14 protein-coding genes and 5 pseudogenes are annotated in these 18,290 nt (G+C 61.6%); 10 read left to right on the top strand and 9 right to left on the bottom strand.

Translation table 11 applies throughout. From position 1 onward, the window contains the following. The first annotated feature begins 84 nt into the window (after window positions 1-84). The 4 genes from AC1VVG_RS35605 to AC1VVG_RS35590 all read left to right on the top strand — a co-directional run bounded on the left by AC1VVG_RS35605 (window position 85) and on the right by AC1VVG_RS35590 (window position 7,463). Window positions 85-1,317, top strand: a complete 1,233-nt coding sequence (locus tag AC1VVG_RS35605; protein ID WP_482837682.1) for a methionine gamma-lyase — start codon at window positions 85-87, stop codon at window positions 1,315-1,317. Then, complete coding sequence (gene mdeB / locus AC1VVG_RS35600; RefSeq protein WP_482837681.1) at window positions 1,314-4,043, top strand: alpha-ketoglutarate dehydrogenase; 2,730 nt, start codon at window positions 1,314-1,316, stop codon at window positions 4,041-4,043. The genes AC1VVG_RS35605 and mdeB overlap by 4 nt, the downstream gene beginning before the upstream one ends. Before the next feature lie 251 nt (window positions 4,044-4,294). Beyond that, a protein-coding gene (locus AC1VVG_RS35595; protein WP_482837680.1) for an IS3 family transposase occupies window positions 4,295-5,430 on the top strand; the annotation gives its coding sequence in 2 pieces (ribosomal slippage) (window positions 4,295-4,550 and window positions 4,550-5,430; 1,137 coding nt in all). Beyond that, entirely contained in the window at window positions 5,427-7,463 is a 2,037-nt protein-coding gene (locus AC1VVG_RS35590; RefSeq protein WP_482837679.1) for a S8 family peptidase, read from the top strand. Before AC1VVG_RS35595 ends, AC1VVG_RS35590 begins: the two co-directional genes overlap by 4 nt. A gap of 45 nt (window positions 7,464-7,508) precedes the next feature. On the opposite strand, the gene tnpC (AC1VVG_RS35585) is transcribed toward AC1VVG_RS35590, so the two are convergent. From tnpC (AC1VVG_RS35585) to AC1VVG_RS35565, 5 genes and pseudogenes are all read right to left on the bottom strand, one after another. Next, window positions 7,509-9,074, bottom strand: coding sequence for an IS66 family transposase (gene tnpC / locus AC1VVG_RS35585; RefSeq protein ID WP_482835069.1), 1,566 nt, complete (start codon window positions 9,072-9,074; stop codon window positions 7,509-7,511). A gap of 31 nt (window positions 9,075-9,105) precedes the next feature. Beyond that, the gene (gene tnpB, locus AC1VVG_RS35580) at window positions 9,106-9,456 is read right to left on the bottom strand and encodes an IS66 family insertion sequence element accessory protein TnpB (protein WP_011885804.1); all 351 of its coding nucleotides are present in this window, start codon (window positions 9,454-9,456) and stop codon (window positions 9,106-9,108) included. After that, entirely contained in the window at window positions 9,432-9,908 is a 477-nt protein-coding gene (gene tnpA / locus AC1VVG_RS35575) for an IS66-like element accessory protein TnpA (protein WP_038785670.1), read from the bottom strand. The genes tnpB (AC1VVG_RS35580) and tnpA (AC1VVG_RS35575) overlap by 25 nt, the downstream gene beginning before the upstream one ends. Window positions 9,909-10,263: 355 nt before the next feature. Then, a pseudogene (locus tag AC1VVG_RS35570) lies at window positions 10,264-10,582 on the bottom strand (Tn3 family transposase); the annotation flags it as partial. 8 nt (window positions 10,583-10,590) lie between these two features. After that, window positions 10,591-10,793, bottom strand: a pseudogene (locus AC1VVG_RS35565) (transposase); the annotation flags it as partial. An 86-nt stretch (window positions 10,794-10,879) separates the two neighbouring features. Here AC1VVG_RS35565 and tnpA (AC1VVG_RS35560) point away from each other — a divergent pair. From tnpA (AC1VVG_RS35560) to AC1VVG_RS35535, 6 genes and pseudogenes are all read left to right on the top strand, one after another. Next, window positions 10,880-11,356, top strand: coding sequence for an IS66-like element accessory protein TnpA (gene tnpA / locus AC1VVG_RS35560; protein ID WP_038785670.1), 477 nt, complete (start codon window positions 10,880-10,882; stop codon window positions 11,354-11,356). Then, window positions 11,332-11,682 (top strand): IS66 family insertion sequence element accessory protein TnpB, encoded by a 351-nt coding sequence (gene tnpB / locus AC1VVG_RS35555; protein ID WP_011885804.1) that lies wholly within the window; start codon window positions 11,332-11,334, stop codon window positions 11,680-11,682. The genes tnpA (AC1VVG_RS35560) and tnpB (AC1VVG_RS35555) overlap by 25 nt, the downstream gene beginning before the upstream one ends. Window positions 11,683-11,713: 31 nt before the next feature. Continuing rightward, window positions 11,714-13,279 carry an IS66 family transposase gene (gene tnpC / locus AC1VVG_RS35550; RefSeq protein WP_482835069.1) on the top strand — a complete coding sequence of 522 codons (1,566 nt, stop codon included), beginning with the start codon at window positions 11,714-11,716 and terminating at the stop codon, window positions 13,277-13,279. Between the two features lie 125 nt (window positions 13,280-13,404). Beyond that, window positions 13,405-13,791: a transposase gene (locus AC1VVG_RS35545; RefSeq protein WP_482837678.1), complete on the top strand. Its 387-nt coding sequence runs from the start codon at window positions 13,405-13,407 to the stop codon at window positions 13,789-13,791. Beyond that, a complete protein-coding gene (gene tnpB / locus AC1VVG_RS35540; RefSeq protein WP_482837677.1) occupies window positions 13,788-14,123 on the top strand; it encodes an IS66 family insertion sequence element accessory protein TnpB in 336 nt (111 codons plus the stop codon). The genes AC1VVG_RS35545 and tnpB (AC1VVG_RS35540) overlap by 4 nt, the downstream gene beginning before the upstream one ends. Before the next feature lie 65 nt (window positions 14,124-14,188). Next, window positions 14,189-14,680, top strand: a pseudogene (locus tag AC1VVG_RS35535) (IS66 family transposase); the annotation flags it as partial. 30 nt (window positions 14,681-14,710) lie between these two features. Here the strand turns inward: AC1VVG_RS35535 and AC1VVG_RS35530 are convergent. The 4 genes and pseudogenes from AC1VVG_RS35530 to AC1VVG_RS35515 all read right to left on the bottom strand — a co-directional run. After that, a pseudogene (locus tag AC1VVG_RS35530) lies at window positions 14,711-15,568 on the bottom strand (IS3 family transposase); the annotation flags it as partial. 256 nt (window positions 15,569-15,824) lie between these two features. Continuing rightward, complete coding sequence (locus tag AC1VVG_RS35525; protein WP_482837676.1) at window positions 15,825-16,838, bottom strand: IS110 family RNA-guided transposase; 1,014 nt, start codon at window positions 16,836-16,838, stop codon at window positions 15,825-15,827. Window positions 16,839-16,904: 66 nt separating this feature from the next. Next, window positions 16,905-17,245: pseudogene (locus AC1VVG_RS35520) on the bottom strand (transposase); the annotation flags it as partial. A gap of 482 nt (window positions 17,246-17,727) precedes the next feature. Then, the gene (locus AC1VVG_RS35515) at window positions 17,728-18,273 is read right to left on the bottom strand and encodes a DUF4303 domain-containing protein (RefSeq protein WP_059500482.1); all 546 of its coding nucleotides are present in this window, start codon (window positions 18,271-18,273) and stop codon (window positions 17,728-17,730) included. Window positions 18,274-18,290: the final 17 nt, after the last annotated feature.

The raw sequence follows: 18,290 nt of genomic DNA, 5'->3' as shown, positions 1-18,290 counted from the left end.
GCAGGGTAGGACGTCAATACTTTGGAAGCACTTTCCGTTTTCGGCTGGCTACAGTAAGCAGGACCGTTCAACAGGAGACCTATGATGCAAAACGACAACCCTGGCTTCTCGACGCGCGCCATTCACCACGGCTACGATGCGCAAGCCCACCAGGGCGCGCTGGTTCCGCCGATCTACCTGTCGGCAACTTTCGCCTTTCCGACAGTCGAGTATGGTGGTCGTTGTTTTGCCGGCGAGGAACCGGGTTATTTCTATACACGTATCAGCAATCCGACGCTCGCGCTGCTCGAGGCCCGGATCGCGTCGCTGGAAGGTGGCGAAGCGGCCGTCGCCTTCTCGTCTGGGATGGGGGCCATTACTGCCACCTTGTGGACCATGCTACGACCTGGCGACGAAATTCTGACCGACCGTACGCTGTATGGTTGCACGTTCGCGTTCCTGAATCACGGCATCGGACAGTTCGGCGTACGTGTCACCTACGTCGACATGTCGAATCCGAGTGAAGTCGAGGGCGCGATGACGGCAGCAACGCGTGTCGTGTATTTCGAATCCCCGGCCAACCCGAACATGCGCATGGTCGATATTTCCGCCGTCGCAGAAATCGCCCACCGCCACGGTGCCAAGGTCGTGGTCGACAATACGTATTGCACGCCCTATCTGCAGCGACCGCTGGAGCTGGGGGCCGACGTCGCCGTGCACTCGGCCACCAAGTACTTGAGCGGTCATGGTGACATTACCGCAGGCTTGGTCGTCAGCTCAATGGAACTCGCGACTCAGATTCGCCTGCAGGGCCTCAAGGACATGACCGGCGCGGTGATGTCTCCTCAGGACGCGTTCCTGTTGCTGCGCGGGCTCAAGACACTGTCCTTACGGATGGAGCGACACTGTAGTAACGCCGAGGTCGTTGCGGATTTCCTGTCACTACACCCGCTGGTCGAGGCGGTTTATTTTCCTGGTCTGAAGAGTTTCCCGCAATACGAACTGGCCGCCCGACAGATGCGCCGCGCTGGTGGCATGATCGCGTTTGAACTGCGCGGGGGCGAAGCTGCGGCAAAGCGCTTCATCAACGCATTGAAACTGTTCATCTGCGCAGTCAGTCTGGGCGACGCGGAATCGCTCGTGCAGCATCCGGCCAGCATGACTCATTCGACCTACACACGAGAAGAACGTGCGGCACACGGCATTTCTGACGGGCTCATCCGTATGTCTGTCGGGCTTGAAGATACTTCCGATCTTCTCGGCGACCTGGTGCAGGCGCTGGATGCCGGTGGCCGTACCGACGCAGCCCAACTCCGCCAGTCCGAAATCGAATCATGACGGATCTGTTCCACAGTCAGCTGGCAGCGCGGCAAGGTGAGCCGGCGCCGGTGGATGCCGACCCCGAAGAAACCGCCGAATGGCTGGAGGCGCTCGACGCGGTCGTCGCTCACGTCGGCCAGGATCGCGCGCAGTTCCTGCTCGATCGCCTGGTCGCGCACGCGCGCACGCGCGGTCTTGCTGCATCGCGCGGCCCCGTCACGCCGTACGTGAACACGATCGCCGCGCACGAACAACCGCCGTATCCGGGCGATGCCGATCTCGAAGCGCGTCTGTCGGCCGCGCTGCGCTGGAATGCGCTCGCGATGGTCGTGCGCGCGAACCGCGCATACGGCGAGCTCGGCGGACACATCGCGAGCTATGCGTCGGCGTCCGACCTGTTCGAAGTCGGCTTCAACCATTTCTTCCGCGCGGCGACGGGCGAAGGGCATGACGACGGCGGTTCCGGCGGCGATCTCGTCTACTTCCAGCCGCATTCGTCGCCGGGCGTCTATGCACGCGCGTATCTCGAAGGCTTCCTCGACGAGGCACACCTGAAGCACTACCGCCGCGAAATCGCCGGGCCCGGTCTGTGCTCGTATCCGCATCCGTGGCTGATGCCCGACTTCTGGCAGTTCCCGACCGGCTCGATGGGCATCGGTCCGATCAACGCGATCTACCAGGCGCGCTTCATGCGCTACCTGCAGCATCGCGGCCTGGCGGACACCGCGAACCGCACCGTGTGGGGCTTCTTCGGCGACGGTGAAATGGACGAACCCGAATCGCTCGGCGCGCTGTCGCTCGCCGCGCGCGAAGGGCTCGACAACCTCGTGTTCGTGATCAATTGCAACCTGCAGCGGCTCGACGGCCCGGTGCGCGGCAACGGCCGCGTGATCGACGAACTCGAGGCGTTGTTCGCCGGCGCCGGCTGGAACGTGATCAAGGTGCTGTGGGGTTCCGACTGGGATCCGCTGTTCGCGCGCGATCACGCCGGCGCGCTCGCCCGCGCGTTCGCCGACACCGTCGACGGCCAGTTCCAGACCTTCTCCGCGAACGATGGCGCGTACAACCGTGCACGCTTCTTCAGCCGCGACCCGGCGCTCGACACGCTCGCCGCGCAATTGACCGATGCGGAAATCGACCGCCTGCGCCGCGGCGGCCACGACGCGCTCAAGCTGCACGCCGCGTATGCGCGCGCGCTCGCCCATCGCGGCCAGCCGACGGTGATCCTCGCGAAGACGATGAAGGGTTACGGGATGGGCACGATCGGCCAGGGGCGGATGACGACCCACCAGCAGAAGAAGCTCGACGTCGACGACCTGAAGGCGTTCCGCGACCGTTTCCGGTTGCCGCTGTCGGACAGCGACGTCGAGCAGTTGAAGTTTTACAAGCCAGCGGAAGACAGCCCGGAGATGCGTTACCTGCATGCCCGCCGGGCTGCCCTGGGCGGCTATCTGCCCAGAAGGCGGATGGCGGCATCGCAAGGACTGACCGTCCCGCCTATGCCGGCCTGGGGTGCGTTCGCGCTGGACGCGGCGAACCGCGAGATGTCGACGACGATGGCGCTCGTGCGCATGCTGGCAGCGCTGCTGAAGGATCGCGACCTCGGCCCGCGCGTCGTGCCGATCGTGGCCGACGAAGCGCGCACGTTCGGCATGGCGAGCCTGTTCCGGCAGGTCGGCATCTACTCGCCGCTCGGCCAGCGCTACGAACCCGAGGATCTCGGCTCGATGCTCTACTACCGCGAGGACACGCGCGGGCAGATTCTCGAGGAAGGGATTTCGGAAGCCGGCGCGGTGTCGTCGTGGATCGCCGCGGCGACGTCGTACAGCGTGCACGACCTGCCGATGCTGCCGTTCTACATCTACTACTCGATGTTCGGTTTCCAGCGCATCGGCGACCTGATCTGGGCCGCCGCCGACCAGCGCTCGCGCGGCTTCCTCGTCGGCGCGACAGCGGGCCGCACGACGCTCGGCGGCGAAGGCCTGCAGCACCAGGACGGCAGCAGCCATCTCGCGGCGTCGACGATTCCGAACTGCCGCGCGTACGACCCGGCGTTCGCGTACGAAGTCGCGACGATCGTCGATGCCGGCATGCGCGAGATGGTCGAGCAGCAGCGCGACGTGTTCTATTACGTGACCGTCATGAACGAAAACTACGCGCAGCCGTCGATGCCCGGCGACGATCCGGCCGCCCGTCGCGCAGGCATCCTGAAGGGCATGCACCGGCTGCCGTCCTCCTCAAACGCGGCCGCGCGCGTGCAGTTGTTCGGCGCCGGCGCGATTCTCGGCGAAGTGCTCGCCGCGCAGCGGATGCTGCAGGACGGCTGGGGGATCGATGCGGCCGTCTGGAGCATCACGAGCTTCAGCGAATTGCAGCGCGACGGGATGGAAGCCGAACGGCTGTCGCGGCTTGACGACGGATCGGCATCGTCGTATGTCACGCGGATGCTTGAAGGAACGCAGGGCCCGGTGATCGCCGCGACCGACTATGTGCGCGCGGTGCCCGAGCTGATCCGCGCCTACGTGCCGCGTCGCTACGTGACGCTCGGCACCGACGGGTTCGGCCGCAGCGACACGCGCGAAGCGCTGCGCGCATTCTTCGAGGTCGATCGCGCGAGCATCGTGCTCGCCGCGCTGAAGGCGCTCGCCGATGACGGCGCACTCGATGCGACCGTCGTGCGCGACGCGTGCGAACGGCTCGGCAAAGCGATACGGCAGCCAGCCGCGGCGCCGTGGAAACGCTGAGCAAATGCCCGCCAGGGCCTGGCTCGCCGATCCGCTTGCTTACCTGATTTGCCTGCTGGTTGGGAATGCGTTGCGCTTGCTGGGCAATATGATTGACAAGACGTTTCTTGTAGCCATCTGGCAAGTGAGTTCTCTTTTATCCTCCATACTGGGAAGCCATAGAAAGAGGTGGCCGCGCAAATTCGGACAGACGGGTAAGTGGAATGCCCGGGGCCTGAGCCAGCGATAATGCAGGCAAAGGAACCGGAAAGATGACGAAGAGAACCCGACGGACGCACTCAGCGGCGTTCAAAGCGAAAGTGGCCCTGGCGGTGGTCAAGGGCGAGCGCACGCTGGCCGAACTGGCGCAGCAGTTCGATGTGCACCCGAACCAGATCACGGAGTGGAAGCGGCAACTGCAGGAGCGTGCGGCGGATGTGTTCGGCGCGGCCGCTCCACCGTCGAACGAGCCGCCGGTGGACGTGAAAACGCTGCACGCGAAAATCGGACAGTTGACGCTGGAGAACGATTTTTTGTCAGGAGCGCTCGGCAAAGCCGGACTGCTGAGCGCAAAGCGATGATTGACCGTACGCATGCGCTGCCGGTTTCGCGACAGACGCGACTGGTTGGCATCGCGAGATCGAGCGCGTATTACCGGGCGCAGCCAGTGAGCGAGGCCGACCAGTTGCTGATGCGGCGGATCGGCGAACTGCACATGGAGTTTCCGTTTGCCGGAGCGCGGATGCTGGCGCGTCTGTTGCGCCGGGAAGGCTATGAGGTCGGCCGCCGCCGCGTGCGCACGCTGATGAAACGCATGGGCGTGGAAGCGCTGTACTGCAAGCCGAACACGAGCCGACGCAATGCGCAGCACAAGATCTGGCCGTACCTGCTGCGCGGCATGAAAATCGCCCGGGCCAATCAGGCGTGGGCACCGGACACGACATACATTCCGATGGCGCGAGGCTTCGTGTACCTGACGGCAGTAGTGGATTGGTCAAGTCGCAAGGTCCTCTCGCACCGGGTGGCGATCACGCTGGAAGCAGTGCACGCCGTCGAGGCGCTCGAGGAAGCGTTCGCGCGCTACGGGCAGCCCGACATTGTGAACACCGATCAGGGCAGCCAATTCACGGCGAACGCGTTCACGGAAGCCGTATTGGGCCGAGGCATCCGGCTGTCGATGGACGGCAAGGGAAGCTGGCGCGACAACGTGTTCGTCGAACGGGTGTGGCGAAGCATCAAGTACGAAGAGGTCTACCTGAAAGCGTACGAGTCGGTCAGCCATGCCCGGCGCTCCATCGGCGAGTACATCAACTTGTACAACCGGAAACGGCCCCATTCGAGCCTGGCGGATCGGACGCCGGATGAGGCATACTTCGCGACGCTGCCTGCGATCAAATCGGCAGCATGATTGCCTCGGACGTTCCACTTAAAAATCTCAGAAAACTGTCCGAACGAGTGAGGCCACCTCTAAGCACGCCGCGCCGGCATCGTTTTTCGAACATTGGGAATCAAATCGATGCATTCAGAATAACCATCAATCGAGCTCAGGAAAGCATGAAAAGAATATTTCTGGCCGTCTTGCTGATGTTCACGTGCGTAATCTCCGCGTTCGCGCAATCCGGTGTGGAGGAACCGTCACTGTACGAATGGGGTGATGACGCTTCCATGGTATCGCAGACCGACGCGGCAACCTGCGCCGCGTTGTCGCTGAAAGACGGGAAACTGTATCCGCGATCTTGTACGGAACGGCATTACTTCTTCTGTCAGACTGGAAGAACGCTTGGAGTGGTAACGAAGCGTACTGAATGGTCTGAAGCGTGGGCTTCCTGCTCGGCGAATGGCGGGAACTTTCCATTTCCTGCATCAAACGCAGGATACGCGAGTCCACGCACTGTTTTCGAAGACGAGTTCGTCTGGGTGAACTTTAAGAAGTTTTACGATGATCATCGGCATCGAGACCCTCTGGACCGTCGGGGTGAAAGCTGGATGTCGAATGCGTTCACGGGCGTACAGGCATATCAGAATATTCCGGCCGCCGTGTCGAATTGCGCAGCGATAGGCGCAGACGGGCCGTTCTCCGCAAGTTGCTCGACGTCGATGTATGAGGCGTGCGTGAGGGATACCGTCTCCGGGAAGCGCGAATGGGCAGTGACGAAACAGCGTGTGTCGTACAACTCACCTTCAAGGTGCGGGGACGCTGGTTTAGCCTATCGTCGTGGTGTGCCTATGAACGTTACCGAACTGCGCGCCCTACAGGGTCTGGTCACTGCGCAGAATCTCACACCCGCCTGGATAAGCATGAACGTTCAGGACCGTCGCAAGCGTTGTGTCAGCCCTGAGACGTTTCTGCTATGTACCGCTGCATGGACAGCGGGAACGCTATTCTGGGCGAGTCATGCCCTGCCGTCGAACGACGCAGATAGTGTCCCGGTCACTGTCGTTAACCCTACATTGCCCAGGTTGCCTTGGCATCTCGCGGCCATAAACCTGAAGCAGCAGGTCAGGATTGCAGGAGATATCTCGGTCGCGGTACTCGATAGCGGCGTTGAGTTCTCGGGACCTTTAGCCGGTAGTTCAGCGGGATCGTACAATTACACTTCTGATTCCTTGGGCGTGAGTCCGAACGCATCCGTGGCCGACAGGATTCACGGCACACTCATGAGCTCAATCATTGCGATCCCGGATACCACCGTCGAGGGCAAGCCTGTGGCAGGCATTGCCCCTGGCATAAGGATCGTCGACCGGAAGATCACTCCAAATGGCACAACGTCGAGTAACGGTGCGACTGCCCTGGCGCAGGCCATCGCGGATGCCGCTACTGCCAGGCCCGATCAGCCGTGGTCCAGTGAAGCGATTATTAATGTGTCGTTCGGGCAGTATGGTCTGGATCAAACGGCACTTGCTTACCTGCGCGACCAGATCGTTTCTGTGGGAATGGCGAACAGGTCGTTGATTGTTGCAGCAGTCGGTAATGACGGAACCCAGATTGCAGGACTGGAACTGCCTCAGTGGTACTGGCCGGCTGCCTACAAGGCGCCGCGCAGGTCTGCTTCCGTTCCCGATCCCGTTATTCGGGTGGCAGCGTTAAGCACTTACAGTTATGGGGACGTACCGGTCCTGTATCCGCGCAGCAGGCGGGGAAAGGGTTACGTAGACATCGCTGCGCCGGGAACGGGAATACCCTCGTACGGCCCCGGAGGTAAATACTATGAGGCGAGCGGCACATCGCAGGCGGCGGCGATTATTTCCGGCGTGCTCGCATTGATGAAATCCTGCGCTCCAACTGCGACTGCCTCCGAACTGAAACAACTTCTTCTATCCAGCAGTGACAAATTCCCCTCACTGGAGCAGGACGTCACGGAAGGCCGCGTGCTTAACGCGGGCAAGGCGATTGATGCAGCATGCGCCATGCAGCCTGATGTTTCGCTTTACATGAAGTGAATTGCGCATGCGATTTGACTGTATGCGGTCTTTTAATGACGCCCCTCAGAGGTTGGGGGCGACAGGCATTCTCCAAGGCATGAGATCGGCGTAGTCGTCGGCGGTTGCAGCGAGCGGCAACCTGGTGAACAGCCAAACCAGATAGCGATACGGCTCGACGCCGTTCGCCTTGCACGTCTGGACGAGGGAGTACAGGTTGGCACTGGCCTGCGCGCCGGCAACGGTATCGGAGAACAGCCAGCCCTTGCGGCCGACGACGAACGGTCGGATCGCGTTCTCGCACAGGTTGTTCGAGATAGGCCAGTTGCCGTTATCGACGTATCGGACCAGCTTGGGCCACTGTCCGCTCATGTACTGCAATGCCTTACCGAGCAGACTCGACGGCACGACGCCCGGCAGATGCTCGACCAGCATGCGCTCGATGATGGCGAGCACGCGGGCGCTGTACCGGGCGCGCAGTCGTTGCCGGCGTTCAGGCTTCCACTTCGCGCTGCGCGCCTCGGCTGCGAACAGCTTGCCGATCAGCACGACGAAGCGCGTAGCCAGCAGATCCGACGAACGTGCCGCCTTCGGCACCGACTCCTCGGCCTTGATGAAGCCGCGGCGCACGTGTGCCCAGCACCCGAGATGCACGAGCTGATGATCGTGGGCGATGCCGTTGTAGAGCTCGTATCCGTCAGTCATCAGCACGGTGCCAGGCTGCACGCCGGCATAGAGCTTCTGCGCATGCTGGGCGCCGCGCCCCGGCGAGTACGAGAACATCCGTACCGGCGGCCCTGAGCCGTTGACCTGCGCCCATAGGTAGCTCTTCGCCTGCGGTCTTCGTCCCGGCTCCTTCAGCACCTGGAACGTGGTTTCGTCGCCGTAGATCAAGTTCGATTCGAGCAGCGCGTCGCGCATCAGGTTGATCACCGGCTGCGTGGCGAGCCCCACCCGCACCACGCTGGCGGCCAGCGTGTTCGACGAGATGTCGCCGCCGAAGCGACGCAGCAGCGTGGCTTGGCGATACAGTGGCATACCGTACTGGTACTTGCCGGTGATGATCCACGCCAGCGCGGATTCCGTGAGCAGCCCGCGCGCAATGATACGCGCTGGCACCGGCGTGACCTTGATGCCGAGATCACAGCACGGGCACGCGTACTTGACGCGCTGGTGCTGAACGACGCGCACCTGCTCGGGAATCACGTCGAGCTGTTCGCTCGTTTCCACGCCGATCTCGACGAGAGCGTGACCGTCGTGCGCGCAGAATCGTTCGGACTCGGGCAGTTCGTGTCGTACGACTTCGCGCGGCAGATTCGGATCGAGTGGTTTGCGCCCGCGCTTGCCTCGCGTGTGGGCGGCGACCGACGTACCGGGCACGTCCTCGCGCGCAGGCGCGTCGGTGGCCGTCGCAAGTGCCTCGGCTTCGTTGAACAGGTCGAGTTGATCGGCATGGCGCGCCTCGCTCGATGCACCGAACAGTTCGTGCTTGTAGGCCCGCAGCTTCTCTTCGGCCAGATCGCGCTGGGCCGTCACGAGCCGAAGCTCACCGCGCAGCGCATCGCGTTCGGCGCTCGCGGCAATCAGCGCCTCGTACTCCTCGGCGCTCAACATGACGGGGTCGTTCGGCATGGCCGATTAGACCATGCCACCCGCGTGGTGTTCAGCTCATCCGCGCGTAATATCGCTGGGGATGCTTCTGGATCACGGCCAGGTCGATGCCGTCGAGCAGCCAGTGCAACTGCTCGGCGCTGAGCGTGATCGTGTCGCCTCCGTTCGGCCAGACGAAGCGGTCGGCTTCGAGTCGCTTGAGCAGCAACCAGAAGCCGTTGCCACCCCAGCCGAGAATCTTGATACGATCGCGACGGCGGTTGCCGAAGACGAACAGTGCCGAGGTCATAGGGTTCAGGCGCATCGCCTGTTCGACCAGGATCGACAGCCCGTTGATGCCCATGCGGAAGTCGACGGGATCGCGATGCAGGTAGACCTTCAGCCCTTCGTCGAACCGGAACACGGCAGCCTCCCGAGCATCTGGACGAGCATCGTCAGTTCATCGAAGTTCGCCTGGCTCAACTCCAAGGAAACGCCGTTTGGCAGGCGCACATTCAGCGAGAACACCGCAGCCGATTTAGCCGGAGTGGGGGCAGCCGCAGAGGTGACGACCTGCATAAAGGCTGATTCCTCAGGCACGGAAGCCGTAGACAACTCGACGCGCGCCTCTCGTGACGACTCCGTCGCGGAGCTGACTATCTCGCCCGCGGCTTGTTCGCGCTGATACTTGGAAATCCATGTCCGAACGAGGTTCGGATTGATGTCGTGCTCCATAGCCGTCCGCGCGATCGACACCCCTGGCTTCAGACACGCCTGTATCAACTCGCGCTTCGCATCCTCGTCGTACTTGCGCCGTCCGTCTCGCTTGAGATCGACCACCAACCGGCTCTGCAAACCTCCGTCTTGCTCGTTCATGCACACCTGTCCACGCTCATTGAACATGGACACGTAGCCTCGGTGAATCAGCCTCGCCGTGCAATGGCGTCCTTCAAAGAGCGCTTACATTTGACTGGCATCGTGTGATCCAAACGTAAATGGGAGCGCTCTCGCAGGCGGGCCGGTTTCCTGCGGGGGGGGGATGATTTCCGTGCGCTTTTCCGGTTAGATGTCTCTAGGCCTGGCAAGGACTTGCCTTGCGACCCTAAATATTTATTCCGACAAAACAAAGGGTTAGCGTCTACCCTTCGCTAACGAAGCAGAGGGCATATCCAGACGTGACCGCATTGAAGATGAGCGGTCCCTCGACCGGCGGCGCCAGTACACCCCGTCGTTAGGTGCTCCGACTGGTTGACGGAATGGGGTTGTCGGCCGCGATGCTCGGTAAGATCCGCTTTGCGTACAGTGACACGGGAAAATTGAAGGTGCCGCGCAAGTTGATGCCCTCGATATGAGTGGGGGCGATTCGCCGGAGTTGCTCAGTCGCCATCGGTTGCTCTCGGCTAGCTTCGATGTTCTCCAGGGCTCGTTGCATGTGGGTGGTGTTCCAAGCCATCAAGATGTTCGAGAGCAGGGTCAACGCCGATGACACTGCCGCGAGAGATTCTTGGCGCCGAGCTAATGCGACCGATGTGAATTGCGCGTTGCACGGTACTTAGGTTCAAGGAGTCGTCGCAACACCCATCGTTATGTTGCCGATAACAGTTCGTGGAATGCTTCCGCTGGCGTCTTCCATCCGAGCGTTTTACGTGGTCGACAGTTCAGTGTGTTCGCGACCGCGTCGAGTTCTCGCTCGGTATATCGACTCATGTCTGTGCCTTTCGGAAAGTACTGTCGCAGTAGGCCGTTCGTGTTTTCATTCGTAAGCGCTCTTTGAAGGACGCCATTGCACGGCGAGGCTGATTCACCGAGGCTACGTGTCCATGTTCAATGAGCGTGGACAGGTGTGCATGAACGAGCAAGACGGAGGTTTGCAGAGCCGGTTGGTGGTCGATCTCAAGCGAGACGGACGGCGCAAGTACGACGAGGATGCGAAGCGCGAGTTGATACAGGCGTGTCTGAAGCCAGGGGTGTCGATCGCGCGGACGGCTATGGAGCACGACATCAATCCGAACCTCGTTCGGACATGGATTTCCAAGTATCAGCGCGAACAAGCCGCGGGCGAGATAGTCAGCTCCGCGACGGAGTCGTCACGAGAGGCGCGCGTCGAGTTGTCTACGGCTTCCGTGCCTGAGGAATCAGCCTTTATGCAGGTCGTCACCTCTGCGGCTGCCCCCACTCCGGCTAAATCGGCTGCGGTGTTCTCGCTGAATGTGCGCCTGCCAAACGGCGTTTCCTTGGAGTTGAGCCAGGCGAACTTCGATGAACTGACGATGCTCGTCCAGATGCTCGGGAGGCTGCCGTGTTCCGGTTCGACGAAGGGCTGAAGGTCTACCTGCATCGCGATCCCGTCGACTTCCGCATGGGCATCAACGGGCTGTCGATCCTGGTCGAACAGGCGATGCGCCTGAACCCTATGACCTCGGCACTGTTCGTCTTCGGCAACCGCCGTCGCGATCGTATCAAGATTCTCGGCTGGGGTGGCAACGGCTTCTGGTTGCTGCTCAAGCGACTCGAAGCCGACCGCTTCGTCTGGCCGAACGGAGGCGACACGATCACGCTCAGCGCCGAGCAGTTGCACTGGCTGCTCGACGGCATCGACCTGGCCGTGATCCAGAAGCATCCCCAGCGATATTACGCGCGGATGAGCTGAACACCACGCGGGTGGCATGGTCTAATCGGCCATGCCGAACGACCCCGTCATGTTGAGCGCCGAGGAGTACGAGGCGCTGATTGCCGCGAGCGCCGAACGCGATGCGCTGCGCGGTGAGCTTCGGCTCGTGACGGCCCAGCGCGATCTGGCCGAAGAGAAGCTGCGGGCCTACAAGCACGAACTGTTCGGTGCATCGAGCGAGGCGCGCCATGCCGATCAACTCGACCTGTTCAACGAAGCCGAGGCACTTGCGACGGCCACCGACGCGCCTGCGCGCGAGGACGTGCCCGGTACGTCGGTCGCCGCCCACACGCGAGGCAAGCGCGGGCGCAAACCACTCGATCCGAATCTGCCGCGCGAAGTCGTACGACACGAACTGCCCGAGTCCGAACGATTCTGCGCGCACGACGGTCACGCTCTCGTCGAGATCGGCGTGGAAACGAGCGAACAGCTCGACGTGATTCCCGAGCAGGTGCGCGTCGTTCAGCACCAGCGCGTCAAGTACGCGTGCCCGTGCTGTGATCTCGGCATCAAGGTCACGCCGGTGCCAGCGCGTATCATTGCGCGCGGGCTGCTCACGGAATCCGCGCTGGCGTGGATCATCACCGGCAAGTACCAGTACGGTATGCCACTGTATCGCCAAGCCACGCTGCTGCGTCGCTTCGGCGGCGACATCTCGTCGAACACGCTGGCCGCCAGCGTGGTGCGGGTGGGGCTCGCCACGCAGCCGGTGATCAACCTGATGCGCGACGCGCTGCTCGAATCGAACTTGATCTACGGCGACGAAACCACGTTCCAGGTGCTGAAGGAGCCGGGACGAAGACCGCAGGCGAAGAGCTACCTATGGGCGCAGGTCAACGGCTCAGGGCCGCCGGTACGGATGTTCTCGTACTCGCCGGGGCGCGGCGCCCAGCATGCGCAGAAGCTCTATGCCGGCGTGCAGCCTGGCACCGTGCTGATGACTGACGGATACGAGCTCTACAACGGCATCGCCCACGATCATCAGCTCGTGCATCTCGGGTGCTGGGCACACGTGCGCCGCGGCTTCATCAAGGCCGAGGAGTCGGTGCCGAAGGCGGCACGTTCGTCGGATCTGCTGGCTACGCGCTTCGTCGTGCTGATCGGCAAGCTGTTCGCAGCCGAGGCGCGCAGCGCGAAGTGGAAGCCTGAACGCCGGCAACGACTGCGCGCCCGGTACAGCGCCCGCGTGCTCGCCATCATCGAGCGCATGCTGGTCGAGCATCTGCCGGGCGTCGTGCCGTCGAGTCTGCTCGGTAAGGCATTGCAGTACATGAGCGGACAGTGGCCCAAGCTGGTCCGATACGTCGATAACGGCAACTGGCCTATCTCGAACAACCTGTGCGAGAACGCGATCCGACCGTTCGTCGTCGGCCGCAAGGGCTGGCTGTTCTCCGATACCGTTGCCGGCGCGCAGGCCAGTGCCAACCTGTACTCCCTCGTCCAGACGTGCAAGGCGAACGGCGTCGAGCCGTATCGCTATCTGGTTTGGCTGTTCACCAGGTTGCCGCTCGCTGCAACCGCCGACGACTACGCCGATCTCATGCCTTGGAGAATGCCTGTCGCCCCCAACCTCTGAGGGGCGTCATTAAAAGACCGCATACTTTCATTCGTCCGTAAGCGCCCGGCGAAGGCATCTTGATAGTACCGGGAACGCAGGCGAGGATCGTGTCCATCTAAATTTTTAATGGACAGATTTACACGATGGATGAGACCGAGGTGATGCAGGAGGTTGTGCAACCGACGCGACGTCGGCGGCACAGCAAGGAGTTCAAGGCCCAGGTGATCCGTGCGGCGATGCAGCCCAACGTGTCGATCGCGGCGGTAGCGCTGCACTACCGCCTGAATGCCAACATGCTGCGAAGCTGGGTGTCCGCCCAGGAAGAACGGGATGCGACCGAAGCTGCCCGCAAGTCGATGAGCACGCCATCGGCAGAGTTTGTGCCGTTACAACTGGAGACGTGCGGGGCTGCATCTGGGGCGACGGAGATCCAGATCGAGGTACGTCGGGGTGCGGCGACGGTCACCGTGCGTTGGCCGCTATCGGCGGCCAGTGATTGTGCGCTCTGGTTGCAGGGGTGGCTCAGGTGATCCGAATCGACGCGATATGGCTGGCGACTGAACCACTGGATATGCGTGCCGGCACCGATACGATTCTGGCGCGTGTGGTGAGGGTGTTCGGCGCAGCGCGCCCTCACCATGCTTACCTGTTCGCCAATAAGCATTCGACGCGCATGAAGGTACTTGTCTATGACGGCTTCGGAATCTGGTTGGCTGCGCGTCGCCTGAACAAGGGCCGGTTCGTCTGGACGAACGGCCACGAAGCGATCGCCGTCGCGTTGAATTCCGAACAGTTGCGGGCGCTCGTGACGGGGCTGCCGTGGCAAACCCTGACGCACGATCACGCCATCTGCGTGGTGTAACGCGTCGTCGGTTCCGTAAACAGTCTCGCTTCCGTGGAGGGGCCGGCTCTGGCAGACTGGGCCGTATGAACCTGCCCGCCGACCTCGACGCCCTGAACCCTGACGAACTGCGCACGCTGGCTGCGCAGTTGATGGCGCAGATCGGCGAGAAGGACCGGGAGCTGCACTATCGCCAGACGCGCATTGACCAGCTCACCCACGAGATCGCCGCGCTCAAGCGCCTGCAATTCGGCAAGCGCAGCGAGCAGTTCACCGCCGAGCAAATGAGCTTGCTCGACGAGGCCATCGATGCGGACCTAGCCGCACTCGAAATCGAACTGGAGCAGTTGCAGCCGACGCCTGCGGACAAGCAACCGCAGCAGCCCAAGCGTGCACCGTTGCCGCCGAACTTGCCGCGCACCGACATCCATCACGAACCCGACGACATCACATGCTCCTGTGGTTGCCAGCGCGCACGCATCGGCGAGGACATCAGCGAGAAGCTGGACTATACGCCGGGCGTGTTCACGGTCGAGCGACACATCCGCGGCAAATGGGTTTGCAAGGCATGCGAGACGTGACCCTGCCTCGTTTTCACGTACAGCAACTCATGCGGCGATCAAGCTGGCCTCGTAGTCGACGGGGGTAAGGAAGTCGATCGAGGTATGCAGGCGCTGCCGATTGTAATAGCCCTCGATCCAATCGACGATATCCAAGCGGGCATGGGCACGCGTTTCGTAGTGAGTCTGGTAGATTCTTTCGACCTTCAGCGTCTTGAAGAAGCTCTCCATCGGGGCGTTATCCCAAGCGTTAGCGCGGCGGCTCATTGACACGTTTATCTTGAACGCGGCGGTCAATTTCCGGTATGCGCGACTGGCGTATTGGGCTCCGCGATCGGAGTGCAGCAGCAATCCCGATGGCGGTTTGCGTTGCCAGCACGGGCTGCGCAACGCCTGGCAGACCAGATCCGCGTTGATCCGCTCGGACATCGACCAGCCGACGATGCGTCGGCTCGCCAGATCCAGGATCGCCGCCAGATACAACCAGCCCTCGCCGGTCCTCACGAACGCGATGTCGCTTACCCAGGCTTGATTGGGCCGCCAGCCGTCGAAACGCCGATCCAACAGATTCGGCGCCACCGGCAAGCGATGCGTCGAATCCGTCGTCACCCGATACGGGCGCTTGTAGACCGGACGTAGTCCCTGGCGTTGCAGGCTGCGACGCACGCGTTCGGCGCTCACCGGCCGGCCCTGGGCACGCAACTGCCCCACGATTCGAGGACGGCCATAGCTGCCGCGGCTGGCACGATGAATTGCGGCGACCTCAGCGTCCAACTTGGCATTGGACAGTGTCCGCCGACTTGGCTCCCTGCCGCGCCACTGGCAATAGCCGCTGCGCGACACACCCAGAACCCGGCAAAGCCGACTTACGCTGTACTGGTCGCGATGTGCGTCAATCCAGGCGTATATATGGACTCCCCAGGTTTTGCAAACAATGCGTCTTCCTTTAATGCAAGGTGTCAGTCTGCACGTATATATTCGGCCTGTTTATGCGGGTCACCGCTGGCCATAATGCAAATCGCCTGCCTCGTTCTCAATACCTCAGCGGCCTTCCTTGGCCACTACGCCTGTCGGATTTTCGAGGCTGGGTCAGACCCGTCGCATCATCGATTGTTCATTGTTCGCAAACTGCTGGTGGCTCTACTGCAGAGATCTTATGGATTCATGCGGTCGCGAAGCGCTCGCTCTTGGCAAGCAACGCCCACGCTATGCGTGCTAGTTTGTTCGCCAGCGCCGCCGCTGCGACATTCACCCCACGTCTGCTCGCGAGCTGGCAGGCCCAGCGCGACAGCGCATCGGTTCGCTTGCCCGCAAATCGCATGATCGACCGCGCTCCCTGGACCAGCAGCCAGCGGATGTATCGATCTCCCCGTTTGCTGATCCCGAGCAACTTTTGCCTTCCTCCGCTGCTGTGTTCGTGAGGCGTGAGTCCGAAACTGGCGGCCATATGTCTGGCACTGCGGTAGCGCCTCGCATCTCCCACCGCGGCGATCAAGGCCGTGGCCGTCACGGGACCGATACCGGGGATTTCCTGCAATCTGGCGCAACGCTCATCTTCTTTCGCCAATCGTCTCACGCGCCTATCCACGGTGTCGATCCGCTCTTCCAGCGCCGTCAACTCGGTGCACAAATCAAGCAACAAGTCCCGCGCCAAAGCGGGCAACGTGTCGCTTTCATCCGCGAGAAGTCGTCGTGTCCCCTCTTTGAAGGCTGAAACGTGAATTGGGAAGACGATCCCGTACTCGCCCAGTAACCCACGCGTCTGATTGATCAAGGCGGTGCGCTCTTGCATAAGCCGTTGTCGAATTCGGTGCAGCATCTGGACAGCTTGTTGTTCCTTGGTGTTGACCGCTACTGTTGGCATATCCGGCTGACGAGCCGCCTCGCAAATGGCTGCTGCGTCACGGGCATCCGTTTTGGAACGCCGGACGAATGGTTTTACATATTGCGCGGGAATAAGCTTGATTCGGTGCCCAAAGCCAGCCAGTCGGCGCGCCCAATCGTGCGAGCCAGCGCAAGCCTCTATCGCGATCAGGCAAGGCGACAGGTTTGCGAAAAACTCGAGCACCTGAGAACGTTTGAGGCGCTTGGTCAGTACCGCTGCGCCGGCTGCGTTCACTCCGTGAACCTGAATGACATTCTTCGCGATATCGAGCCCGATGACTTGTGCACTCATGCTGGACGTCCTCATTGGAAAATCGTGATTATCGCCACCCCGAGGGGTGGGGAGTCCATCGCATTACCTCACCGCGACCCCTTCGCGAAGTACGCCGTCGCCTTTCGAAGAATTTCAATATCCAGCTTTGCGCTGGCCAGTTCCTTACGCAGACGGCTGTTCTCGGCCTCTAGGTCGCTGACCGGACGACGACTTGAGCTCGGTACACTCGACGCCGGCCCCGCTGCGGCCTGCGCACTGCCATCGCGCTGATCACGGCACCAGTTCCCCAGCGTCGCCACCGGCACGCCCAGCCTGTGAGCGGCTTCATGCTGACCGACGCTCGCAGCGAGCCGCACCGCCTCAACCTTGAATTCCTTCGTGTACTGCCGTCTGGGTACCACGTGCTCTGCCATGTTCTTCTCCATACAGGCAAAAAGTTATCAAACTTCTTGCTGTACGTGGAATCGAGGCAGGGTCAACTCGGGTCTGCCGATCGGGCATGAACACCGCAGCATCACTTGGCAATACGGCAACCAGGCTGCCATCGAGAACAGCGCGATCCGGTTTGACGTATAGGAGCCGGACGATGTGGCAGCGCCGCTGCAAGCGGCGCGGCAGTTGACACCGGTCTTCGCGGCGCCACGCTCGGTGACAACTTTAATTCGCGGCGGGCAAATCCTTGAATTGACAAGGGCTTCCGGCTCTTGGGCGACTGCGAACCCGCGAAGTGACATCTTTGCTTCGCAAACGGTGACAACTGTATTTTGGTCTACGGCACCTGGTCAACGAGATTTCTTTTGTGAAACCGACGAACTTGTGCAGCCTGCCCGACAGTAAGTGATCGTCGGCATCGTGACCTTGTCACGTCTCAATCCGCGGCCAGTGTCTCTGATGGGTATATCCGCTGCTAGTCGTAGCGCTTGATGAAGCGATCGAACACGGAAGGCGGGTTCAATACCTTGGCCGATTTGTTCTCTAGATCCACGGACCCGTCGTCATCACTGATCGTGACGAACAGCGTGATTTTCTCGCGCTCCGCACCGGTTCCGAACAGTCCTTCCTGATCGAGAAGTCGCAGCGCCTCGATCATGTCGCTCTGGAGATCTTCAAAAAAGACGTGAAACTTCGCTTCCGGAAAGTTCGGACCAAGTACCGTGTCGGCCAACCTTTTGCATAAGGGATTGAACGAGTCCGACTCGGCTGCTTCATACGCCCATTCGCCGGTCGCCCACGTGAACTCCGGAGCATCCTCGTCGTCACCGATTTCCATCTGTTCGCGGACCCGCTTCAACCCCTCCTCAGTATTGGCGGCCGGCACGACGGTCATCGCGCCACTGTCGGTGTAGAGAGCAAAAGCATAAAAATGTTCGTCGGGATGTGCCGCAAGAAGGGCGCGGTAAGTCACTCGCGCCGCGTCGGCAATCTCCCGCGCGAAATCAGGAAACACGCTCATATTGACCCTCGCTGTAT

It is taken from the genome of Burkholderia sp. L-4, from assembly GCF_056856535.1.
This window is presented reverse-complemented; position numbering and strand designations above follow the sequence as displayed.